At 59.6% G+C, this 20277-nt stretch carries 20 protein-coding genes and 2 pseudogenes; 8 read left to right on the plus strand and 14 right to left on the minus strand.

Annotation, left to right across the window (positions count from 1 at the left end):
* Nucleotides 1–51: 51 nt before the first annotated feature.
* Nucleotides 52–369: an ElaB/YgaM/YqjD family protein gene (locus ATI02_RS28805; protein ID WP_095189014.1), complete on the minus strand. Its 318-nt coding sequence runs from the start codon at nt 367–369 to the stop codon at nt 52–54.
* A gap of 154 nt (nt 370–523) precedes the next feature.
* Between ATI02_RS28805 and ATI02_RS28810 the strand changes: the two genes are divergently transcribed.
* Nucleotides 524–778 (plus strand): hypothetical protein, encoded by a 255-nt coding sequence (locus ATI02_RS28810; protein ID WP_095189013.1) that lies wholly within the window; start codon nt 524–526, stop codon nt 776–778.
* 7 nt (nt 779–785) lie between these two features.
* Here the strand turns inward: ATI02_RS28810 and ATI02_RS28815 are convergent, their stop codons facing one another.
* Entirely contained in the window at nt 786–1700 is a 915-nt protein-coding gene (locus tag ATI02_RS28815) for a LysR family transcriptional regulator (RefSeq protein ID WP_100848058.1), read from the minus strand.
* A gap of 84 nt (nt 1701–1784) precedes the next feature.
* Between ATI02_RS28815 and ATI02_RS28820 the strand changes: the two genes are divergently transcribed.
* Entirely contained in the window at nt 1785–2708 is a 924-nt protein-coding gene (locus tag ATI02_RS28820; protein ID WP_100848059.1) for a carbon-nitrogen hydrolase family protein, read from the plus strand.
* Nucleotides 2709–2822: 114 nt separating this feature from the next.
* Here ATI02_RS28820 and ATI02_RS28825 read toward each other — a convergent pair whose 3' ends face one another.
* The 5 genes from ATI02_RS28825 to ATI02_RS28845 all read right to left on the minus strand — a co-directional run bounded on the left by ATI02_RS28825 (nt 2823) and on the right by ATI02_RS28845 (nt 7821).
* On the minus strand, nt 2823–3368 hold the full coding sequence (locus ATI02_RS28825; RefSeq protein WP_100848060.1) for a GNAT family N-acetyltransferase: 546 nt from the start codon (nt 3366–3368) through the stop codon (nt 2823–2825).
* 53 nt (nt 3369–3421) lie between these two features.
* The gene (locus ATI02_RS28830; RefSeq protein ID WP_100848061.1) at nt 3422–3895 is read right to left on the minus strand and encodes an LEA/WHy family protein; all 474 of its coding nucleotides are present in this window, start codon (nt 3893–3895) and stop codon (nt 3422–3424) included.
* Nucleotides 3896–3942: 47 nt separating this feature from the next.
* Nucleotides 3943–5165, minus strand: a protein-coding gene (locus ATI02_RS28835) for an IS3 family transposase (RefSeq protein ID WP_095190254.1) whose coding sequence is annotated in 2 segments (ribosomal slippage) — nt 3943–4814 and nt 4814–5165 — 1224 coding nt in all. Because the reading frame shifts where the segments join, the coding sequence is not laid out codon by codon here.
* Between the two features lie 113 nt (nt 5166–5278).
* Nucleotides 5279–6745, minus strand: a complete 1467-nt coding sequence (locus tag ATI02_RS28840; protein ID WP_100848062.1) for a nucleobase:cation symporter-2 family protein — start codon at nt 6743–6745, stop codon at nt 5279–5281.
* Between the two features lie 182 nt (nt 6746–6927).
* Nucleotides 6928–7821, minus strand: a complete 894-nt coding sequence (locus tag ATI02_RS28845; RefSeq protein WP_100848063.1) for a LysR family transcriptional regulator — start codon at nt 7819–7821, stop codon at nt 6928–6930.
* A 99-nt stretch (nt 7822–7920) separates the two neighbouring features.
* On the opposite strand from ATI02_RS28845, the gene ATI02_RS28850 reads away from it, so the two are divergent.
* Both ATI02_RS28850 and speB read left to right on the plus strand, forming a co-directional pair.
* Complete coding sequence (locus tag ATI02_RS28850) at nt 7921–9012, plus strand: polyamine ABC transporter substrate-binding protein (RefSeq protein WP_100848522.1); 1092 nt, start codon at nt 7921–7923, stop codon at nt 9010–9012.
* A gap of 18 nt (nt 9013–9030) precedes the next feature.
* A pseudogene (gene speB, locus ATI02_RS28855) lies at nt 9031–9984 on the plus strand (agmatinase); the annotation flags it as partial.
* Between the two features lie 766 nt (nt 9985–10750).
* Here the strand turns inward: speB and ATI02_RS33425 are convergent.
* The gene (locus tag ATI02_RS33425) at nt 10751–11833 is read right to left on the minus strand and encodes a hypothetical protein (protein WP_157815157.1); all 1083 of its coding nucleotides are present in this window, start codon (nt 11831–11833) and stop codon (nt 10751–10753) included.
* Between the two features lie 105 nt (nt 11834–11938).
* Between ATI02_RS33425 and zapE the strand changes: the two are divergent.
* Both zapE and ATI02_RS28915 read left to right on the plus strand, forming a co-directional pair.
* A pseudogene (zapE, locus tag ATI02_RS28910) lies at nt 11939–13057 on the plus strand (cell division protein ZapE).
* A gap of 17 nt (nt 13058–13074) precedes the next feature.
* On the plus strand, nt 13075–13656 hold the full coding sequence (locus ATI02_RS28915) for a DinB family protein (protein ID WP_100848064.1): 582 nt from the start codon (nt 13075–13077) through the stop codon (nt 13654–13656).
* A gap of 86 nt (nt 13657–13742) precedes the next feature.
* On the opposite strand, the gene ATI02_RS28920 is transcribed toward ATI02_RS28915, so the two are convergent.
* Complete coding sequence (locus tag ATI02_RS28920) at nt 13743–13949, minus strand: DUF6124 family protein (RefSeq protein ID WP_238156285.1); 207 nt, start codon at nt 13947–13949, stop codon at nt 13743–13745.
* A 79-nt stretch (nt 13950–14028) separates the two neighbouring features.
* Here ATI02_RS28920 and ATI02_RS28925 point away from each other — a divergent pair.
* Nucleotides 14029–15191 (plus strand): IS3 family transposase gene (locus tag ATI02_RS28925; RefSeq protein WP_095191983.1). Its coding sequence is split into 2 segments (ribosomal slippage): nt 14029–14284 and nt 14284–15191, totalling 1164 coding nucleotides; the frame shifts between segments, so codons are not numbered across the junction.
* Between the two features lie 128 nt (nt 15192–15319).
* Here ATI02_RS28925 and ATI02_RS28930 read toward each other — a convergent pair.
* The 3 genes from ATI02_RS28930 to ATI02_RS28940 all read right to left on the minus strand — a co-directional run bounded on the left by ATI02_RS28930 (nt 15320) and on the right by ATI02_RS28940 (nt 16994).
* Nucleotides 15320–15877, minus strand: a complete 558-nt coding sequence (locus tag ATI02_RS28930; protein ID WP_100848065.1) for a Smr/MutS family protein — start codon at nt 15875–15877, stop codon at nt 15320–15322.
* A gap of 74 nt (nt 15878–15951) precedes the next feature.
* Nucleotides 15952–16272, minus strand: a complete 321-nt coding sequence (locus ATI02_RS28935; protein ID WP_007960009.1) for a hypothetical protein — start codon at nt 16270–16272, stop codon at nt 15952–15954.
* Between the two features lie 131 nt (nt 16273–16403).
* Nucleotides 16404–16994, minus strand: a complete 591-nt coding sequence (locus ATI02_RS28940; RefSeq protein WP_008080919.1) for a cysteine hydrolase family protein — start codon at nt 16992–16994, stop codon at nt 16404–16406.
* Between the two features lie 239 nt (nt 16995–17233).
* Here ATI02_RS28940 and prmB point away from each other — a divergent pair, with 239 nt between their 5' ends.
* The gene (gene prmB, locus ATI02_RS28945; protein WP_095191293.1) at nt 17234–18142 is read left to right on the plus strand and encodes a 50S ribosomal protein L3 N(5)-glutamine methyltransferase; all 909 of its coding nucleotides are present in this window, start codon (nt 17234–17236) and stop codon (nt 18140–18142) included.
* A gap of 191 nt (nt 18143–18333) precedes the next feature.
* On the opposite strand, the gene ATI02_RS28955 is transcribed toward prmB, so the two are convergent.
* Together ATI02_RS28955 and ATI02_RS28960 are read right to left on the minus strand one after the other, a co-directional pair.
* Nucleotides 18334–19125 carry a hypothetical protein gene (locus tag ATI02_RS28955; protein ID WP_100848067.1) on the minus strand — a complete coding sequence of 264 codons (792 nt, stop codon included), beginning with the start codon at nt 19123–19125 and terminating at the stop codon, nt 18334–18336.
* A gap of 99 nt (nt 19126–19224) precedes the next feature.
* Nucleotides 19225–20178, minus strand: a complete 954-nt coding sequence (locus tag ATI02_RS28960; protein ID WP_100848523.1) for an alpha/beta hydrolase — start codon at nt 20176–20178, stop codon at nt 19225–19227.
* Between the last annotated feature and the right edge of the window lie 99 nt (nt 20179–20277).

The raw sequence follows: 20277 nt of genomic DNA on the forward strand, positions 1-20277 counted from the left end.
GCTTGCTCCCTCGCCGCCGTTGTTTCGGTGCGGTGCTTTAAGCCGATGTGCTTAACGACGACCCAGCAACAAGCCGACCACCAGACCGAAGCCGGCCGAGATCGCCACGGTCTGCCAAGGATGGCCGCCGATGTAGCTTTCGGTGGCCTCGACAGCGGGTTTGGTGCGGTCGCGCACGCTGGAAACCGAATCCAGCGCCTGTTGCAGCTTCAGGGCGATTTGCCCGCGCAGGGTTTCCGCTTCCTCGCCGACCAGTGAGGCGCTGCTCTTGAGCAGTTTGTCGGACTCTTCGATCAGGGCCTGAAGTTCGCTGAAGGCTTGATCCTTGATTTGGTCTTCGGCGGCTTGCACGGCGGATTTCCGGGCCATTGGGTGACTCCTTGCAGTTGAATGGACAGTGATCAATGGAGTGTGGCGCTTTGTAAAAAGTTGCACTGAATTTAGGTCAGAAATAAAAACCTGCGCGGGAGATTTCCGTCGAGCGTGTAAGATGTCGCCATTTTACGCAGCAGGATAATTCCCCATGAGTTTCAATCTGGCCGACAAATCCCTCGCCGAGCGCGCCGCTCTGGAAGACGAGAAATCCCGTCTGTTCGAACTCTGGCAGAACAATCTGGGCAAGGCCAAAGGCGAAGCCGCGCGTTTGTTCGGCGAGCGCGCCAAGCGCAAGGGCAAGTGGGCCGAGTGGGTCCGCGCGGAACTCGACGGCATGTCGCCACCGGAGTTCGCCAACATGGTGCGCAGTGAAGTCAATCGCTTGATGGCGGCCAGCAAGTAACAGCGTTTCAGTTCGTGCTCAAGCAAGCGGCGATGGCCTCGCGTACCTTGACCACCACCGGATCGATCTGTGTATTGGTGCGCCAGCCCAGTTCGATCGGGTAGCGCGGCAAGGCCAGCGGGCAGGGTAGCAGCGTCAGTCCGCTGAGCGCGGCAATGCACTCGGCGGCATGCGCTGGAATCGTCGCGACCGCCTGACTGCCCTTGAGCAGCCAGGGCAATGCGGCAAAGTGCGTGGTCGAGGCGCAAACCCGACGGCTCAACCCGACCGCCGCCAGCCCCTCATCGGTAATGCCGATAAAACCGCCGGACGACACCAGAAGGTGCTCGCGGGCGACGAACTCCTCCAGATCCATCTGTTGCTGGCCGGGCGCCAGGCTCGCCGGATCGACCAGGCACGCATAACCGCCTTCACCCAATACCTGACGACTGAGCATGCGTTCGGCAAACCCGCCGGCGGTGATCGCCAGGTCGATGCTGCGCTCCATCAACGCACGGGCGACGATCTGGCTGTGAGTCTGGCGCAAGATCAGCCGCAGCTTCGGCGCGCAGCGGGCGATTTCCTCAATCAGACGGCGACCGTAGGCGATTTCGAAATCATCTGACAGGCCAACAGTGACTGAACGGCCGTCGTACTGATTGGCGGCCGGATCGACCATCGCCAGGCTTTGCCGGCACTTGTTCAGCGCCTCGCTGATCACCGGTTTCAGTTGATTGGCCTTGAGCGTCGGGGCCAGACCGCGTCCGGTACGCACGAATAACTGATCGCCATACACCTCACGCAAACGGCGCAATGCCGCACTGACCGCCGATTGCGTCACGCCCAGGCGCAACGCGGCGCGGCTGGCGCTGGATTCCTCATGCAGGGCTTCGAAGACTTTCAGCAAGTTGAGGTCGACCGTGGCGATATTCATTTGGCTCATATCATTCAGTAGTGAGCGGGGCTTTATTCATGATCCCGTGGCGCCGGAGAATCGGCAACACTTGAATCGGATGGAGTGAACGCGATGCCCAAATCAATTGTTGCCGCCCTGCAAATCGGTGCGTTGCCCGGCGGTAAAGGCGAAACCCTGGAACAGATTCTGAGCTGGGAAGCGGCAATCATCGAGTCCGGCGCGGCGCTGGTGGTGATGCCGGAAGCGCTGCTCGGCGGTTATCCGAAAGGTGAGGGGTTTGGCACGCAGCTGGGTTACCGCTTGCCGCAAGGTCGCGAAGCGTTTGCGCGGTATTTCGCCAATGCCATTGACGTGCCGGGCGCGGAAACCGACGCGCTGGCCGGGCTGTCGGCACGCACCGGCGCCAATCTGGTGATCGGCGTGATCGAGCGCGGCGGCAGCACCTTGTATTGCACGGCGCTTTACTTCGACCCACAGGCCGGTCTGCTCGCCAAGCACCGCAAACTGATGCCCACCGGCACCGAACGGTTGATCTGGGGCATGGGCGATGGCTCGACGTTGCCGGTGCTCGACACGCAGGTCGGCAAGCTGGGCGCGGTGGTGTGCTGGGAAAACATGATGCCGCTGTTGCGCACGGCGATGTACGCCAAGGGTATTGAAGTCTGGTGTGCGCCGACCGTGGATGAGCGTGAAATGTGGCAGGTCAGCATGCGCCACATTGCCCATGAGGGCCGTTGTTTTGTGGTCAGCGCCTGTCAGGTGCAGGCGTCGCCGAAGGAGTTGGGGGTGGAAGTGGCCAACTGGCCGGCGGATCGGCCGTTGATTGCCGGAGGCAGTGTAATCGTCGGGCCGATGGGCGATGTGCTGGCGGGGCCGTTGCGCGGGGAGGCGGGGTTGCTCACGGCTGAAATCGATACCGACGAATTGATCCGCGCTCGCTACGATTACGACGTGGTCGGCCACTATGCGCGCCCGGATGTGTTCGAACTCAGCGTCGACGAACGCGCCAGACCGGGAGTGCGTTTCCACCCATAACCTGTGGGAGCGAGCCTGCTCGCGAAGCGTTGGGTCCGCCAATATCAATGTTGAATGTGCTACCGCATTCGCGAGCAGGCTCGCTCCCACATTGGAATTGTGTTGTGCCAGAGATTAAGGTTTTTGCAGCCATTCTTCGCGGCTGATTTCCCAGATTTCCCGAGGCAGTCGGCCGCTGACGAAATCGGCTTCATCGGTGCGAATCAGGCGCATCCCCGCGCGCTCGGAGAGTTTGCGCGAGCCGATATTCGGCGCCGCTTTCGGCACCCGCATCAGTGGGCGGTCGAGGGTTTTGAACCAGTAATCGGTAACGGCCGTACTGGCCTCGGTCATCAGGCCCTGACCTTGCCACTCGGGCGCCAGCCAGAAGCCCCGGTGGTTGTCCGGTTGATCCATCAGGCTGATATTACCGATCAACTGCTCAGGTGCCGATTGCAGACGAATCGACCAATGCCACTCCTTGCCGGCCGCGACGGCCGGGAGCGCAATGTCTCGCAGATAGGTAAGGGCGCCATCTTCCGGGTACGGCCATGGCACGGCGGCGTTCAGATAACGCACCACTTCCCAGTGCGCAAAGCGTTGCTGTACCGCCTCGGCATCCGCCAGTTCCAAGGGGCGCAGAATCAGCCGTTCGGTGTGCAACGTCGGTGTCTCGTCCATAAACCAGCGTCCTCCATGAGTGTCTTTGGTAGACGTGCGAAGCTAACGCATTTTTACCAGGTCGCGGCGCTGGCCTTGGGCAGGCTGAGTTTGCCGCTGTCGGTGAACCGCAGGGTGCCGAACAGCCCGCCGGCGAGTTTGCCACGCAGCACGTAAGGCAGGTTGTCGAGGGTTTGCGTCTGGCTCAGGCCAAGGGTCTGGCGCAATACCGAGAACGCGGAAACGCTCACCGGCACGCTGACCACGCTTTCGGAGAAACGCCCGATGGTGCCGCTCTGATCGCTGACGCCCGAGGCCAGCGGACGACCATTGACCTCAAGATCCAATGCAATGCCGTTGTAGTCGATGGCGGTTTCGTTGGGGTTCTGCACGCGCAGTTTGATGGCGAAACGCACTTCCAGATCCTGGCTGGTCAACGGCTCGATGCCGACCACATTGATATTCACCGGATCACGATTGGGAAACAGCGCACAGGCACTGAGGGACAACATAAGCAGTGACAGAACGACGGCGTGCAAACGGCGCATAAACACTCTCTGTCTAGTCCTGAAATAGGTTTACACCTGTTTCAACCTCAAAACGCCCGATGCACCGCATCGGGCGTTTTGTATTTCAGCGACAGATGAGGCCGCTCGTTGTTATAGATCTGCACCGACTCGTCCACCATCCGGATGGCATCTGCAAAATCTTTGGGCCGATGCAGCATTAACTCGTTTTTCAAAATTCCATTCACACGCTCAGCCAATGCATTTTGGTAGCAGTCGTAGCCATCGGTCATTGAGCAGGTGATGCCGTACTTGGCATGCAGCCGCTGATAAAGCTCGGAGCAGTATTGAACGCCTCTGTCCGAGTGGTGCACCAAGTGTTGTTCCGTTGTCCGCTGCTTCAGGGCTTTGTTGAACGCCTGGATCACCGATTCGGTGTGCAAGCTTTCATGGACATGGTGACCCACGATTTTTCGAGAGTACGCATCGGTGATCAAACTCAGATAAGCCACACCCGTTTGCGTTGGTAAGTAGGTGATGTCCGCAACCCATACTTGCTCTGGTGCCTTGGCGACTACCTGAATCGGCCCATCTTTGAGCAGGTTTGGATGCCGGCGAAAGCGATGATGACTGTCTGTTGTTTTGTGATAGGCCCGCCTGCGAGGAACCAGTTCGCGCCGATCTCGCAAGATATTGAATAAACGGTCTCGACCAACCTTTACGGACATTTCTGGCTCAGTGCGCATTAGATTGTGAAGTTTTCGGGTGCCAAGGCGCGGTTGCCTGAGTCGCTTTTCCCTCACGAATCCCATCACTTCCTGAGCATGACGGGCCCGGGCATCACACGCCCGGTTGCGCTTGTAATAAGCCTGACGGGAAATCCCCATGAATTGGCAAGCCCGACTAATGCTCAGGCCTTGGATCTGCTCTTGGGAGAGGACTTGCCGGATCGCTTTTTTACGACAGAAACACCGAAGTCGTTCTTCAAAACATCAACGACGGCTTCGAAAAACTGAGCTTTCTGGTTGGCTTGGGCAAGCTTTTCTTCAAGCTCTTTGATTCGCTGTTCGGGTGTCAGCGGTTTATCGGGCTTATCCATGGAACGGGGTCTCTTGGAGCGAATGGACGCGCCTTGACTCCAGTCCTGCCGACCATGCCTGCGTAACCAGTTCAGTACGGTCGTTTTACCCTGAATGCCATAACGCTCTTGAGCCTCTTTATAACTCAACTCACCTTTTTCGACTTGATCGACGACCGACAATTTAAAGGTCAGCGTGTAATCACGCTGACTGCGCCTTTCTCCCGTATTCATTACTCCCTCCTGAGAATGGGTCAGAAGGTGTAAACCTTATTCAGGACGGGACACACTCTCAAAAAAAAGGGCTGAACCGTTGCCGGCTCAGCCCTTTTTCGCAGGCGCAGCGGTTAGCGGTTCAACTGTGCGACCGCTGCCGGCGAGGCAGGTTCAGCTTTGGCCGGCACATCGGGGTTTTCCATGACCTGAAGGATAGAGGCTTCCGGGTCGAAGTCGTCCTCTTCCAGCTCAATGAATTCTTCCGGCAGGAAGATGTTCAGCACGATAGCGCACAACGCGCCGACGGTGATCGGCGATTCGAAGATGTTACGCAGCGTTTGCGGCAGTTCACGCAGCACTTCCGGCACCGCGGCGATGCCCAGGCCCATGCCGAGCGATATCGCCACGATCAGCATGTTGCGCCGATGCAGACCGGCTTCGGCGAGGATCTTGATCCCGGCCACGGCCACGGTGCCGAACATCACCAGTTCGGCGCCACCGAGCACCGGTTTCGGCATCAGTTGCAAGACTGCGCCAATCATCGGGAACAAACCCAATATCACCAGCAGACCGGCGATGAAGAACGCCACGTAGCGGCTGGCCACGCCGGTGAGCTGAATCACGCCGTTGTTCTGCGCGAAGGTCACCATCGGCATGCTGTTGAACACCGCCGCCATCGCCGAGTTGAGGCCGTCAGCGAGCAGTCCGGATTTGATCCGGCGGATATACAGCGGGCCTTTGACCGGTTGTCGGGAGATCATCGAGTTGGCAGTCAGGTCACCGGCGGCTTCCAGTGGCGACACGAGGAAAATCACCGCCACCGGCACGAACGCCACCCAGTCGAAGTTGAAGCCGTATTTGAACGGCACCGGCACACTGAACAGCGGCACCTCTGGCATTGAAGCGAAATCCACCGTGCCCATCAGCCATGCGACGACATAGCCGAGGGTCAGGCCGATGACGATCGCGCCCAGACGCAGAAACGGCACGTCGACGCGGTTCAGCACAACGATGGTGCCGATCACCAACGCGGCGAGGAAAATATGGCTGGCCGCGCCCAGATCCGCCGCGCCGAAACCGCCGGCAATGTCGGTCATCGCCACTTTGATCAGCGACAGGCCCATCAGCGTGATGATCGTGCCGGTGACCACCGGGGTGATCAGCATGCGCAGTTTGCCGATGAACTGGCTGAGCACCACTTCAATGAACGCGGCGAAGAAACACACGCCGAAGATCGTCGAAAGGATTTCGTCGGTGCCGCCACCGCGTGCCTTGACCATGAAACCGGCGCTGAGAATCACGCTGATAAAGGAAAAACTCGTACCTTGCAGGCACAACAACCCTGAACCCACCGGGCCGAAGCGCTTGGCCTGCACGAACGTGCCGAGGCCGGACACAAACAGCGCCATGCTGATCAGGTACGGAATTTCGCTTTGCAGACCAAGAGCGCCGCCCATGATCAGGGTCGGGGTGATGATGCCGACGAAGCTTGCCAACACGTGTTGCAGCGCGGCAAACACGGTGGCGGTCAGGTGCGGACGGTCGTTGAGGCCGTAGATCAGGTCGTTGTTGCGCGGGGCTTTTTCAGAGGCGGTCATGGTGATTTGCGTGCCGTGAGGCGGGGCCGGGTCAGAAAATGGAGGCGCAGAATGCCGCAAGAGGGCGGCGAGGGCAACGCAATAAAACTGCCTGAAAGGTCAGGTTTTACTGGGCGGAGAAGGTTTATCCATCTGTAGGCGCTGGCGAAGGCTCGGGCCGCGTTCGGACGATCTTTTGATCTTCAAGCAAACGCAGCCAGTAAATCCTCTTCAAATGCCTTCTGTGCATCCCCGGGTACCTGCGCCCGGTGCCGGGCCAGGTGAAACGCCACTTCAAAACTCAACTTACCTTCGCGCACGGGCCGTAACAACCCTTTCTCCTGCCAGCCACGCGCATAGTGTTCCGGCAGATAACCGACATGTTTGCCTGACAAAATAAACGCCAGCGTGCCCTCGACCTGCTCCGAACGCGCCGAGCAGTGCTTGCCCTGAAACGGCTCATCAAAACGCAGAAACCGATACGGATGATCGACCCGGTCACAGACTTCTAGCGCCGCATCACTGGGCGCGTCATCGGTAAACAACGGATGGCCCGGCGCGCAGTACAAATGCTGGGTTTCACTGAACAACTGGCGGTAGTCGAACGCGCTCTGCACCTGCGAGAAATAACCGATCGCCAGATCCAGTCGCTGTTGCAACAGCAAACGTTCCATCTCGCCGGGCATGGCGCTGATCAACTCGATACGCACGGACTCGTCACGCTCACGGAAGCGGCGGATCGCCTCGGCTATCCGTTGCAGCACCGATTGGTCAACCGCCTCGGAAATCCCCAGACGCACCTCACCCATCAAACGCCCGACGACACCGTTGGATTGATGGCGGAAGGTTTCAATCGATTCGAACAGCGTGCGAATAGCGATCAACAATTGCTCACCCTTGGGCGTCACGCTGAAACCGCCCTTGCCACGGCTGCACAGGCGATAGCCCAGACGTGTTTCCAGTTTGGCCATTTGCTGGCTGATGCTTGATTGGCTCAGGCCAAGTTCGCCTTGCGCAGCGCTGAAACCGCCGCACTCGACCACCCGCACGAACAGGCGCAGCAGTTGCAGATCGACATCGTGAAGCTGCCCGAGCATCACATTACTCCGCGATAAAGTCAGGTTAATAAACTTGGTATTTTGCCAATGTATCCGAGCGCGCATCTTGCCACCACTTCCTCCGGTCAGGTGTTCGTCATGGCTCCCGTGTTCAAGCTGTGTTTCCCCGCGCTTCTGCTGTCCGTGGTTATCAATGCTCAGGCCGAGGACAAAACCCTCAATCTCTATAGCTGGGCTGATTACGTGCCGCCGCAAACCCTGCAGCGGTTCGAACAGGAAACCGGCATCCACGTGCGCTACGACACCTTCGATACCTCCGAGGTGCTGGAAACCAAGCTGCTCACCGGCGGCAGCGGTTACGACGTGGTTGTGCCGTCTTCCAGCGTGTTGGCCCGAGGCCTGGCGGCGGGCGCGCTGCAAGAAATTCCCCATGACGGGCTCAAGGGCTACGCCAATCTCGACCCGGACCTGCTGGCGAAACTCGCCGCTGTCGATCCGGGCAATCGCTACGGTGTGCCATATACGTGGGGCACGCTCGGTCTGGGCATGAACGTCGAGGCGGTCAAGCAGCGCTTGCCGGACGTGCCGCTGAACAGCCTCGATTTGTTGTTCAAGCCTGAATACGCCAGCCAGCTCAAGGATTGCGGCATCGCCATTCTCGATTCGCCGCAGGAAGTCATCGGTCTGGCGCTGCACTACCTCGGTAAAGATCCCTACAGCAGCGACAAGCAGGATCTGGCCGCCGCCGAGGCGTTGTTGCACAAACTGCAGCCGTCGGTGCTGTATGTCGCCACGGGTCGGCAGATCAATGATCTGGCCAGCGGCAACGTGTGTCTGGCGTTGACCTACAACGGTGATGCGAGCATGGCCGCCGATCAGGCGCGCAAGGCCAGCAAACCGTATGAAGTCGCCTATCGCATTCCCAAGGAAGGCACGCTGATCTGGCAGGACAACCTCGCGATCCCCAAAGATGCACCGCATCCCGAAGCGGCGCGGGCGTTTATCGAGTTCATGCTGCGCCCAGACTCGGTGGCCGAACTGACCAACACGCTGTTTTTCGCCACCGCCAACCAGGCCGCGACACCGCTGGTGGATGAAGCGGTGCGCAGCGATCCCGACATTTTCCCGCCGACCGCGGTGCGCGAGCGGCTTTACGCCGATCGCAGCATGAGCCTCAAGGACATGCGCCAGCGCACGCGTCTGTGGACCACTTTCCGTAGCCATCAATAACATCAAGGGAGCGCACCGATGGATCAGCCCATGCTCAACGACCAGGCCATGACCCGTGACAGCCTGTACGGCACCGCAGCCGAAAGCACCTACGCCGGGATCACCAGTTTCATGCGCCGGCGCTACAGCCGCGACTTGCGCGGTGTCGACGTAGCAGTCAGCGGCGTGCCGTTCGACACCGCCACCAGCAACCGCCCCGGCGCACGCTTCGGGCCGCGGGGGATTCGCGCAGCGTCTTGCGCGATTGCCTGGGAACGCCACTGGCCATGGGCGTTTGATCCGTTCGATCATCTGGCGGTGATCGATTACGGCGATTGCGATTTCGATTACGGCTCGCCCCACACCATCCCGGAAAGCATCGAGGCCCACGCCGAGCACATCCTGAGTTCCGGCAGCGCCATGCTGACTTTCGGTGGCGATCACTTCATCAGCTATCCGCTGCTCAAGGCCCATGCGCGCAAACACGGCACGCTGTCGCTGATCCACTTCGATGCGCACAGCGATACCTGGCCGGACGAGGAGGGTAAACGGGTCGATCATGGCACCATGTTCTGGCATGCGGCGCGCGAAGGGCTGGTCGATCCGGCGCGTTCGGTACAGATCGGTTTACGCACCACCAATGACGATCATCAGGGCTTTGAAGTGCTCGACGCGCGGCAGGTCCATCGGCGCGGCTGCGAGGCGATTATCGAAGCGATTCGCGCACGGGTCGGCGACAACCCGGTGTACCTGACGTTCGACATCGACTGCCTCGACCCGGCTTTCGCTCCTGGCACCGGAACCCCGGTGTGCGGTGGCTTGAGCACGGCGCAGGCGCTGGAGATTCTCAGTGGCTTGCGCGGCATCAATCTGGTGGGCATGGACGTGGTGGAAGTGGCGCCGGCCTACGATCACGCCGAAGTCACCTCCCTGGCCGCAGCGACCCTCGCCATGGAAATGCTTTGCCTTTACGCCGCCCGGCACAAAGTCGACCTCAAAAGCACCGAATCAACCCTGTGGGAGCGGGCTTGCTCGCGAAGGCGTCAGGTCAGCCAACATCATGGTTGAATGACACACTGCCTTCGCGAGCAAGCCCGCTCGCACAGGAGACCTGCATTCCAGGCGGGGTTTTGTGTTGCGACCCTCGCCATGGAAATCCTCTGCCTTTACGCCGCCCGGCACAAAGTCGACCTCAAAAGCACCGAATAAACCCTGTGGGAGCGGGCTTGCTCGCGAAGGCGTCAGGTCAGCCAACATCATGGTTGAATGACACACCGCCTTCGCGAGCAAGCCCGCTCCCACAGGAGATCTGCATTCCAGGCGGGGTTTTGTGTTGCGACCCTCGCCATGGAAATGCTCTGCCTTTACGCCGCCCGGCACAAAGTCGAGCTCAAAAGCACCGAATAAACCTCGTGGGAGCGGGCTTGCTCGCGAAGGCGTCAGGTCAGCCAACATCATGGTTGAATGACACACCGCCTTCGCGAGCAAGCCCGCTCCCACAGGAGATCCGCATTCCAGGCGGGGTTTTGTGTTGCGATCCTCGCCATGGAAATGCTCTGCCTTTACGCGCCCGGCACAAAGTCGACCTCTAAAGCACCGAATAAACCCTGTGGGAGCGGGCTTGCTCGCGAAGGCGTCAGGTCAGCCAACATCATGGTTGAATGACACACCGCCTTCGCGAGCAAGCCCGCTCCCACAGGAGATCCGCATTCCAGGCGGGGTTTTGTGTTGCGATCCTCGCCATGGAAATGCTCTGCCTTTACGCGCCCGGCACAAAGTCGACCTCTAAAGCACCGAATAAGCCCTGTGAGAGCGGGCTTGCTCGCGAAGGCGTCAGGTCAGCCAACATCATGGTTGAATGACACACCGCCTTCGCGAGCAAGCCCTCTCCCACAGGAGACCTGCATTCCAGGCGGGGTTTTGTGTTGCGACCCTCGCCATGGAAATCCTCTGCCTCTACGCCGCCCGGCACAAAGTCGACCTCAAAAGCACCGAATAAACCCTGTGGGAGCGGGCTTGCTCGCGAAGGCGTCAGGTCAGCCAACATCATGGTTGAATGACACACTGCCTTCGCGAGCAAGCCCGCTCCCACAGGAGATCTGCATTCCAGGCGGGGTTTTGTGTTGCGACTCTCGCCATGGAAATGCTCTGCCTTTACGCCGCCCGGCACAAAGTCGACCTCAAAAGCACCGAATAAACCCTGTGGGAGCGGGCTTGCTCGCGAAGGCGTCAGGTCAGCCAACATCATGGTTGAATGACACACTGCCTTCGCGAGCAAGCCCGCTCCCACAGGAGATCTGCATTCCAGGCGGGGTTTTGTGTTGCGACCCTCGCCATGGAAATGCTTTGCCTTTACGCCGCCCGGCATAAAGTCGACCTCAAAAGCACCGAATAAACCCTGTGGGAGCGGGCTTGCTCGCGAAGGCGTCAGGTCAGCCAACATCATGGTTGAACGACACACCGCCTTCGCGAGCAAGCCCGCTCCCACAGGAGATCTGCATTCCAGGCGGGGTTTTGTGTTGCGACTCTCGCCATGGAAATGCTCTGCCTTTACGCCGCCCGGCACAAAGTCGACCTCAAAAGCACCGAATAAACCCTGTGGGAGCGGGCTTGCTCGCGAAGGCGTCAGGTCAGCCAACATCATGGTTGAATGACACACTGCCTTCGCGAGCAAGCCCGCTCCCACAGGAGATCTGCATTCCAGGCGGGGTTTTGTGTTGCGACCCTCGCCATGGAAATGCTTTGCCTTTACGCCGCCCGGCATAAAGTCGACCTCAAAAGCACCGAATAAACCCTGTGGGAGCGGGCTTGCTCGCGAAGGCGTCAGGTCAGCCAACATCATGGTTGAACGACACACCGCCTTCGCGAGCAAGCCCGCTCTCACAGGAGATCTGCATTCCAGGCGAGGTTTTGTGTTGGCCGGGGGGCATCGTGCATACTCCCGCGCATGACTTTCGACTCCCCCCTAAGCGCCTGGCAGCACGCCATCGAGCACAACGGTTTCATCCAGGATGAGGCTCAGGAACACGCCGTCTGGGCGCTGCAAAAATGCCACGAAGCCTTGCACGCCGGTGCCCGTTCAGTCACCGGCGTGTACCTGTGGGGCCCGGTCGGGCGCGGCAAGACCTGGCTGATGGATCAGTTCTATCAGAGCCTGCGGGTGCCGGCACGGCGTCAGCACTTTCACCATTTCATGGGCTGGGTGCATCAGCGTTCGTTCCAGTTGACCGGGATCGCCGATCCGTTGCGTGCGCTGGCCAAAGAGCTGGCGGCCGAGGTGCGGGTGTTGTGCTTCGATGAGTTGTTCGTCAACGACATTGGCGATGCAATCATTCTCGGGCGCTTGTTTCAGGTGATGTTCGACGAAGGCGTGGTGGTGGTCTGCACCTCCAACCTGCCGCCGGACGATCTTTACGCCGACGGCTTCAACCGCGACCGCTTTGTGCCGGCGATTGCCGCGATCAAGGCCCATATGCAGGTGGTGGCGGTGAACGGGGCCGAAGATCACCGTCTGCATCCGGGCACGGCTCTGCAGCGCTACTTTGTCGCCAGTGCCGAACAGGCCTGCGCGCTCGGTGAAGTGTTCGCGGCGCTGACGGCGGGGCAGCCGGCCAGTGCGCAGCCGGTGCCGGTGGGCCATCGGCTGTTGAAGGTGGTGTAGGCCAGTGCGTCGGTGCTGTGGTGTCGTTACGCTGATCTGTGTGAGCAACCGTTTGCCGCCATGGATTTCATCGCGCTGTGCGACACCTACCGGGCTATTCTGATGAGCGAGGTGCCCAACCTCAGCGCCAGGAAACGCGAAGGACGCATTGCCCGTGGCACCGAGGACGGCGCCGAACGGGTGGTGGCCGGTGATCGGGAACTGCCGCAGTTGTCGGTCCACGATGACGGTGTGCGGCGTTTCATAGCCCTGGTCGACGAGTGCTACGACCGCAAGGTGCCACTGTATATCGAGGCGCAAGTACCGATGGACGCGTTGTACACCGAGGGTTATCTGGAATTCCCGTTCCGCCGCACCCTCAGCCGCTTGCAGGAGATGCAGTTACAGCGTTTTGCCCAAGACTGAGCGAAGAGGGCGCGAACATGATTCAACCGCTATCCCGCCACCTGTTGACCATGGCGTATCAGAACGCATGGGCCAATCACCGACTGGCCAAGGCCTGGACGCAACTCGACGGCGCCGAACTGGCAGCGCCGCGCGTGAGCTTTTTTCCGAGCCTCCGACGGACCCTCAACCACATCCTCACCTGCGACTGGTTCTACGTGGATGCGCTCGAGCGCGAGTTGCGCGGTGACGAGCCGCACCCTGACTGCTATGTGTTTTTCCACGCCGATGAGCCGTTCACCGAGGGTGCGCCGTTGCGCGAAGAGCAGGCCCGCGTTGACCGGCGGTTGATTGCCTATTGCGAACACATGCACGATGCCGATCTCGGTCGAGTCGTGACCATCGCCCGCGAGACACCGCAACACGACAGCCGTCTGCGGCTACTCTCGCATCTGTTCGAGCACCAGCTTCATCATCGCGGGCAGGTGCACGCGATGCTCAGCGACACCCGGGTAAAACCACCGCAGCTGGACGAGTTTTTCTGCGTGGGCGAGGCGCAATTACGTGCCGGGGATTTCGCTGAACTGGGCTGGACCGAAGCGCTGATCTGGGGGCATTGAACAGCACAAGATCGTGAGAGCCCGGACAGCAAACGTGCCCGGGCTCTCTATTACCCCGCTCAAATGCATATCAGCGGAGCGTGCGACTACTCAGGCAAACGCAGCTTATCCAACAGTCGATTGGCCAACAGCTCGTTCAACATGATCACCTGTTGCAGCGCCAGCAGCGGCTTGCGCTCCGGGCCGCCCACCGAGTTGGCGATATTGCCGGCCATGGCATGGGCGTACGAAAGCGATTCGCAGGCCTCGACCAGCAGGGTTTCGTCATCCAGCGTGGGGTCGACGAGAAACACAGGGCGAAACCTGGGTGTAGTGGTCTAATGAAACCGGACACCCATTTAGGCGAGAATGCTCGCCAGATAGAGGTGTCTGATGACCAAACAACGTCGTTCTTTTTCCGCTGAATTCAAACGCGAGGCCGCAGGCCTCGTGCTCGATCAAGGCTATAGCCATATCGAAGCCAGCCGCTCGCTTGGTGTGGTTGAGTCCGCGTTGCGCCGCTGGGTTAATCAGCTTCAGCAGGAGCGCACTGGCGTTACTCCGCAGAGTAAAGCGCTGACGCCAGAGCAACAGAAAATCCAGGAATTGGAAGCTCGAATCGCTCGACTTGAGCGGGAGAAATCCATTTTAAAAAAGGCTACCGCGCTCTTGATGTCGGAAGAGCACGAGCGCACGCGCTGATTGATCAACTGAGCCCCCAAGAGCCGGTTGATTGGCTTTGCGCAGTCTTTGACGTCACTCGTTCGTGTTACTACGCCCATCGTCTCAGGCGCCGAACTCCAGACGTTGAGCGGCTTCGGTTGCGCAGCCGGGTTAACGAACTGTTTACGCAAAGTCGAAGCGCCGCCGGTAGCCGCAGCATCGTGTCGATGATGCAGGAAGACGGCGAGCAAATTGGGCGGTTCAAGGTGCGAGGCCTGATGCGGGAACTGGAGTTGGTCAGTAAACAACCTGGATCACATGCCTACAAACAAGCGACGGTTGAGCGGCCTGACATTCCGAACATATTGAATCGAGAGTTTGATGTGCCGGCGCCGAATCAGGTCTGGTGTGGCGACATCACCTACATCTGGGCTCAAGGGAAATGGCATTACCTGGCTGTCGTTATGGATCTTTACGCGCGCCGAGTGGTGGGCTGGGCGCTGTCGAACAAGCCGGATGCGGATCTGGTCATCAAGGCGTTGGACATGGCTTACGAACAGCGTGGCAGGCCTCAAGGGCTTCTGTTTCACTCGGATCAGGGCTCGCAATATGGCAGTCGCCAGTTTCGCCAACGGCTCTGGCGTTACCGCATGCGCCAAAGCATGAGCCGTCGTGGAAACTGCTGGGATAACGCGCCGATGGAGCGTGTGTTTCGCAGCTTGAAAACTGAATGGATACCGACCGTGGGCTACATGACAGCTCAAGAAGCGCACCGCGACATCAGTCATTACCTGATGCATCGGTACAACTGGATTAGACCGCACCAATTCAACAACGGACTGGCCCCAGCTCAGGCCGAGAAAAAACTTAACGTCGTGTCCGGGATTAGTTGACCACTACAGCTTGCTGTATGGGTCTACAGCTGATGCGGGCTCAAGTTTGATACCAGAAGCCAAAGCTGCTTCAACTTTGGCAATTGACCCCTCCATCGACTCAGACAAAAGAGCCTCGAGCAACGGGATTATTCGTCGCGACCTTCCATCATGGTGCGTTTTAGCATCACGTAAACCGCGCCGGCGCCGCCGTGTTTCGCCTGGCACGAGCAAAAACCCAGCACCTGCGCGTGCTGACGTAACCAGGTGTTGACGTGGCTTTTGATCATTGGTCGCTTGCCGTCCAGCCGCACAGCCTTGCCGTGGGTGACGCGCACGCAGCGGATTTCGAATTTGGTCGCTTCGGCGAGGAATGCCCAGAGGGTTTCGCGAGCCTTTTCCACGTTCATGCCGTGCAGGTCGAGGCTGCCTTCGAACGGAATCTGGCCGACCTTGAGTTTGCGCATCTGGCTTTCCTGCACCCCGTCGCGGGCCCACATCAACTCGTCTTCCGGGCCGACGTCGATCACAAACTGATCGGACAGGCCATCAACAGTGGTGGCGTCTGTGCGCACGGTGGCGGACTGGCGCAGCTTTGCAATCTGTGCGCGGTCGGCTTTGGGTTTGCCGGTGTCGGCGCGGTCGTGCTTGATCGGCTTGACGCCTTGGATCGCACTTTTGAACAGGGAAAAATCGTCGTCTTGCATGTCAGCCTCCGCGAAGGCCGGCCAGTTTACCCAAGTCGAAACAAAACGGCCCGGCAAAAAGCCAGGCCATCGCGTCAGTCGTGTTTTTTCATCAGGTGCGGGGACATGTTCAGTTCCCGCGATTGCCGCGCGCGGCGCCGGCAACGCCGCCACAAGGCCACGCCGAAATACAGAAACAGCAAACCGACCGCCAGAATGATCGCCGAGCCCAGCGGCGTGGCATTCAAATCACCGAGCGCCGGCGGGCGCCCCAGCAGGCTGGCGGCACCGGCCATCGCCAGCAGCACGCCGAACGTCGCCAGAATGGCGGCGATCGCAGCGCCGAAGCGAAATCGCCAGTTGCTTTGGCCTTTGGGCCGCAAGCGGCGAGCGTCAAATCCATCGGATAACTTCATTCCGACCTTCCTCAATGGGTATCGGCCCTTCGACCGGGAGTTGACCGGGTTGTTCCTGAGGCTATGGCATTTGCGGCAAATGAGAGGATTTTGTGGATGAGCGGCGATGTGAGCCGCTCATCAGGCTGCGATCAGATCAGATCTTGAGTCAGTGCGAGGGTGGCAAAGTTATCGGCCATGATCGCCATTTCGGCTTCCTGAACCCGCTCGGCGCTCAGCACGCGCCCCTTGAACGGCAGGTCGCGGGTGGCGCAGGCATCTTCAACCAGTGTGCAACGGAAACCCAGGTTCTTCGCCGCGCGCACCGTGGTGCTGACGCTGGAGTGGCTCATGAAACCGCAGACGATCAGATCCAGCGAGCCAAGGTTTTGCAGACGATCCAGCAGTTCAGTGCCATGGAACGCACTCGGCAACAATTTGCCGATAATGGTTTCGTCGCCCTGCGGTTCGAGGCCGGGGATGAATTCGCCGCGTTCGCCTTGCGGGTCGAACAGGCCACCGACGGTGCCGAGATGACGCACGTGCACGATCGGCCGACCGGCTGCACGGGCTGCGGCAACCACTTGCTTGATGTTCGCGACAGCCGCGTCCATGCCGCTCAGGGCCAGCGGGCCGCTGAGGTATTCTTTCTGGGCATCGATGATGACCACGGTGGCATGGCTCAACGTGGCCGCTGCGTAACCGCGACCGCTGAGTTGAAACATCGTCTTTGGAACGGACATTCTGGGGCTCCTTGGGGTGGGGCTTTTGCGACATTGTCCTCTGGCTGAGCGCTTCTGTGAATCGCTACCATCGTAGGCACCGTCGTTACTGGGCTGCAGCCTTGTCAAGTTACACGTTCTGTTCAATAGCTGATGCAAAAAACAGAAAGCTCCTACCGTCGCTCCGGTGTTTTTCCTTCGTCGTCGTAGCGCGTTTTGGCTGGTAGAATCGCCAGTCGTTTTTTCTGGAGTTCTGCCCCGTGATCACTTCCCGACTTCGTACCCTGCGCGACCACATCCGTTGGGCCGTCAGCCGCTTCCATGGGGAGGATCTGTTTTTCGGCCATGGCACCGACAATGCCTGGGACGAAGCCCGGCAACTGGTACTGGGTGCGTTGCATCTGCCGTGGGAAATCGCCGACAGTTATCTTGATTGCGCGCTGGAAGACGACGAGTTGGTTAATCTGCAGCGTATGCTCAAGCGCCGTATCGAAGAGCGCATCCCCACCGCTTATCTGTTGGGTGAAGCGTGGTTTTGCGGCATGTCGTTTATCGTCGATGAGCGCGTGTTGATTCCGCGTTCGCCGATTGGCGAGCTGATCGAAAACCGCTTTGCACCGTGGATCGGCGACGAACCTGCGCGGATTCTCGATCTGTGCACCGGCTCCGGTTGCATCGGCATTGCCTGCGCCTACGAATTTCAGAACGCCGAAGTCGTACTGGCGGACCTGTCGTTCGAAGCGCTGGAAGTGGCCAACCAGAATATCGAGCGTCATGGTGTCGATGAACGTGTGTACACCGTGCAGGGCGATGGTTTCGATGGTTTGCCGGGACAGCGTTTCGACCTGATCGTGTCGAACCCGCCCTACGTCGACGCGGAAGATTTCGCCGACATGCCGGACGAATATCAACACGAACCTGAGCTGGGCCTGGCCTGCGGTGATGATGGCTTGAATCTGGTTCGGCGGATGCTCGCTGAAGCGGCGGATCACCTGACCGAGAAGGGTTTGCTGATTGTCGAGGTGGGCAACAGCCAGGTGCACGTTGGCGCGTTGTACCCGGAAGTCGACTTCGCCTGGCTCGAGTTCGAGCGTGGCGGACATGGCGTGTTCATGTTGACGGCGGAGCAGTGCCGCGATCATCAGGCCTTGTTCGCTTCTCGCGTCTAATCGAGACTGATCGTTCCCACGCTCTGCGTGGGAACGCCTCAATGGACGCTCAGCGTCCGCTGTTGGGACGCGGAGCGTCCCGGGCTGCATTCCCACGCGGAGCGTGGGAACGATCAAGCAGGTCTGGTGTACGACACAAATCCTGTGGGAGCGAGCCTGCTCGCGAATGGAGACGCCACGGTCCTGAATCTTTACCGGTGCGTGGCAATCCAGATCAACAACCCCGCCTGAAACACCGCAAACGCCACCAGACACGTAATGGTGAAACGCAAACCCGCGTCTTCACGCTTGAACTTGCTGACTTTCTCTTCCTGCTTCTTCAGCTTCACTTCCTGCTCGGCCAGGTTCTGCTCGGCCTGCTGAAGCATCTGCGCCGCTTCAAGAATCTCGACGATCTGCAGCTTTTCGCTGTTCCAGTCGCCGAGCAAGTCACCGACCTGAGCGTCCTTGATGCTGCCCTTCAAATGCTGGGCATCGGCGTAGACCACGTCGAAACCATGCACGCGCAAAAAGTGATCACGGCGCAGACGCGTGTCTTCGTTCAGCGCGTCCTTGTTGTTCAAGTCCATACCGTCGACGGTGTAGGCCGGCCAGCGTTTCTTCGCCCAATTGATCCCTTGCGCGGCCATGAAACGGCCGATGCCACGGTTCAACGGTTCGATCTGCAAGCCGCTGTCCGGACCAAAGCTGACGCGCTTGGTGGTGTGATCGACCCACACATCGAGGTGATTCTGCTCTTTGCGTACACGCTGGCTCGGCAGTTTGATCGCCATACGCATCAGGCTTTTTTCTTTGCTGTGGCGCTCGGCGTAACCGAATTCGACAAAGCGCAATGGCCGGCCGCCCGTGTTGCGATCGGTCTGCAGCGGGGCCAGGCGGAGCATCTTGTGGTGCTCGACGTGGACATCCGCCCACGGCAGCTCGACCGCTGGCGGTGCGTCTTTTTCAGCGGTGGTGTCGGGTGAAGTCTGGGTATCAGTCATAACGGCGAGATCCTGTCCAAGCCCTGCTTGCCGCCAGCCAGTGCGCTGGCGACAAAGGCTTATCGGCCGCTTTCTTCAGGACTGGAGGGCAAACACCCGTTAACGGGTGCGAAGTCCGTCAATAAATTCGATGAGCTTCGAACCCAGTTCCGCTGCCAGCGGCAAATTCGGGTCCTTGTAGGAGGCCAATTGCCGCTTCATATCGTTATGCACGATGCGCAACACATGGTTCATGCCTTCGATCACCGCCAGTTCGGCGTCCGGTTTGGCAGCCTTGAGCAGCTTCGCGTCTTCGGTGCCGACCTGGATGTCGTTGCTGCCTTGGACAATCAGCGCCGGCATCTTCAGTTGCGCGAAGGCTTTTGCCGGGTCCTGGCGGAACAGCGAAATCAGATACGGCTGCACGCTCGGGCGGAAAATCACTTGCAACGGCTGCGGAACATTGTCGTCGGTATGACCGGCCTTGAGGCTGTCGAGCAGTTCGTTGCTGCGCAGCATCAAGGGCGGCGGCAGGCTGCGGGCCAGTTGCTCGCGGATCACTTGATCGACCGGTCGGGCGCTGCCGGAAAGGGAAATCACCGCAGCAGCATCGGCACCCGGCGCGGCCAGAGTGGCAATCAGTGCGCCTTCGCTGTGGCCGAGCAGGATCAGTTGGCCGAAACGCGGATCGGCCTTGAGCTTGCGCGCCCAGGCCTGGGCGTCGGCAACATAGGCTTCTATCGACAAATTGCGCTCGTCCGGCGTGGCCGCCAGGCTCGCCGCCACGCCACGCTTGTCGTAACGCACGCTGGCGATGTTGTGTTTGGCCAGCATCCATGCCAGCCGTTTCAGGCTGTCGTTGCGCCCACCGTCGGGGTTGTTTCCGTCACGATCCGTAGGGCCTGAGCCTGAAAGGATCAGGACAATCGGCACCGGGCTGTCGGACTTTGGCAGCAGCAGCGAGCCGAAAAGTTCGCCGCTGCCAGTGTCCAAAGACATCGGGCGCTGTAGGACAGTCGCCTGGGCAAAGCCAGTAAAGAGGGTAAGACTCAAGATCAGAACTCGCAGCATCATCACGCCATCATTCGCCAAGGTGCCGGTTGGACTCGCCAGCACCACTAAGGTTCGAGGATGAACTACTCGGTTAGCCTGCGTATACTGGCGCGCATCACG

This window comes from Pseudomonas baetica (genome assembly GCF_002813455.1).
GTDB lineage: Bacteria > Pseudomonadota > Gammaproteobacteria > Pseudomonadales > Pseudomonadaceae > Aquipseudomonas > Aquipseudomonas baetica.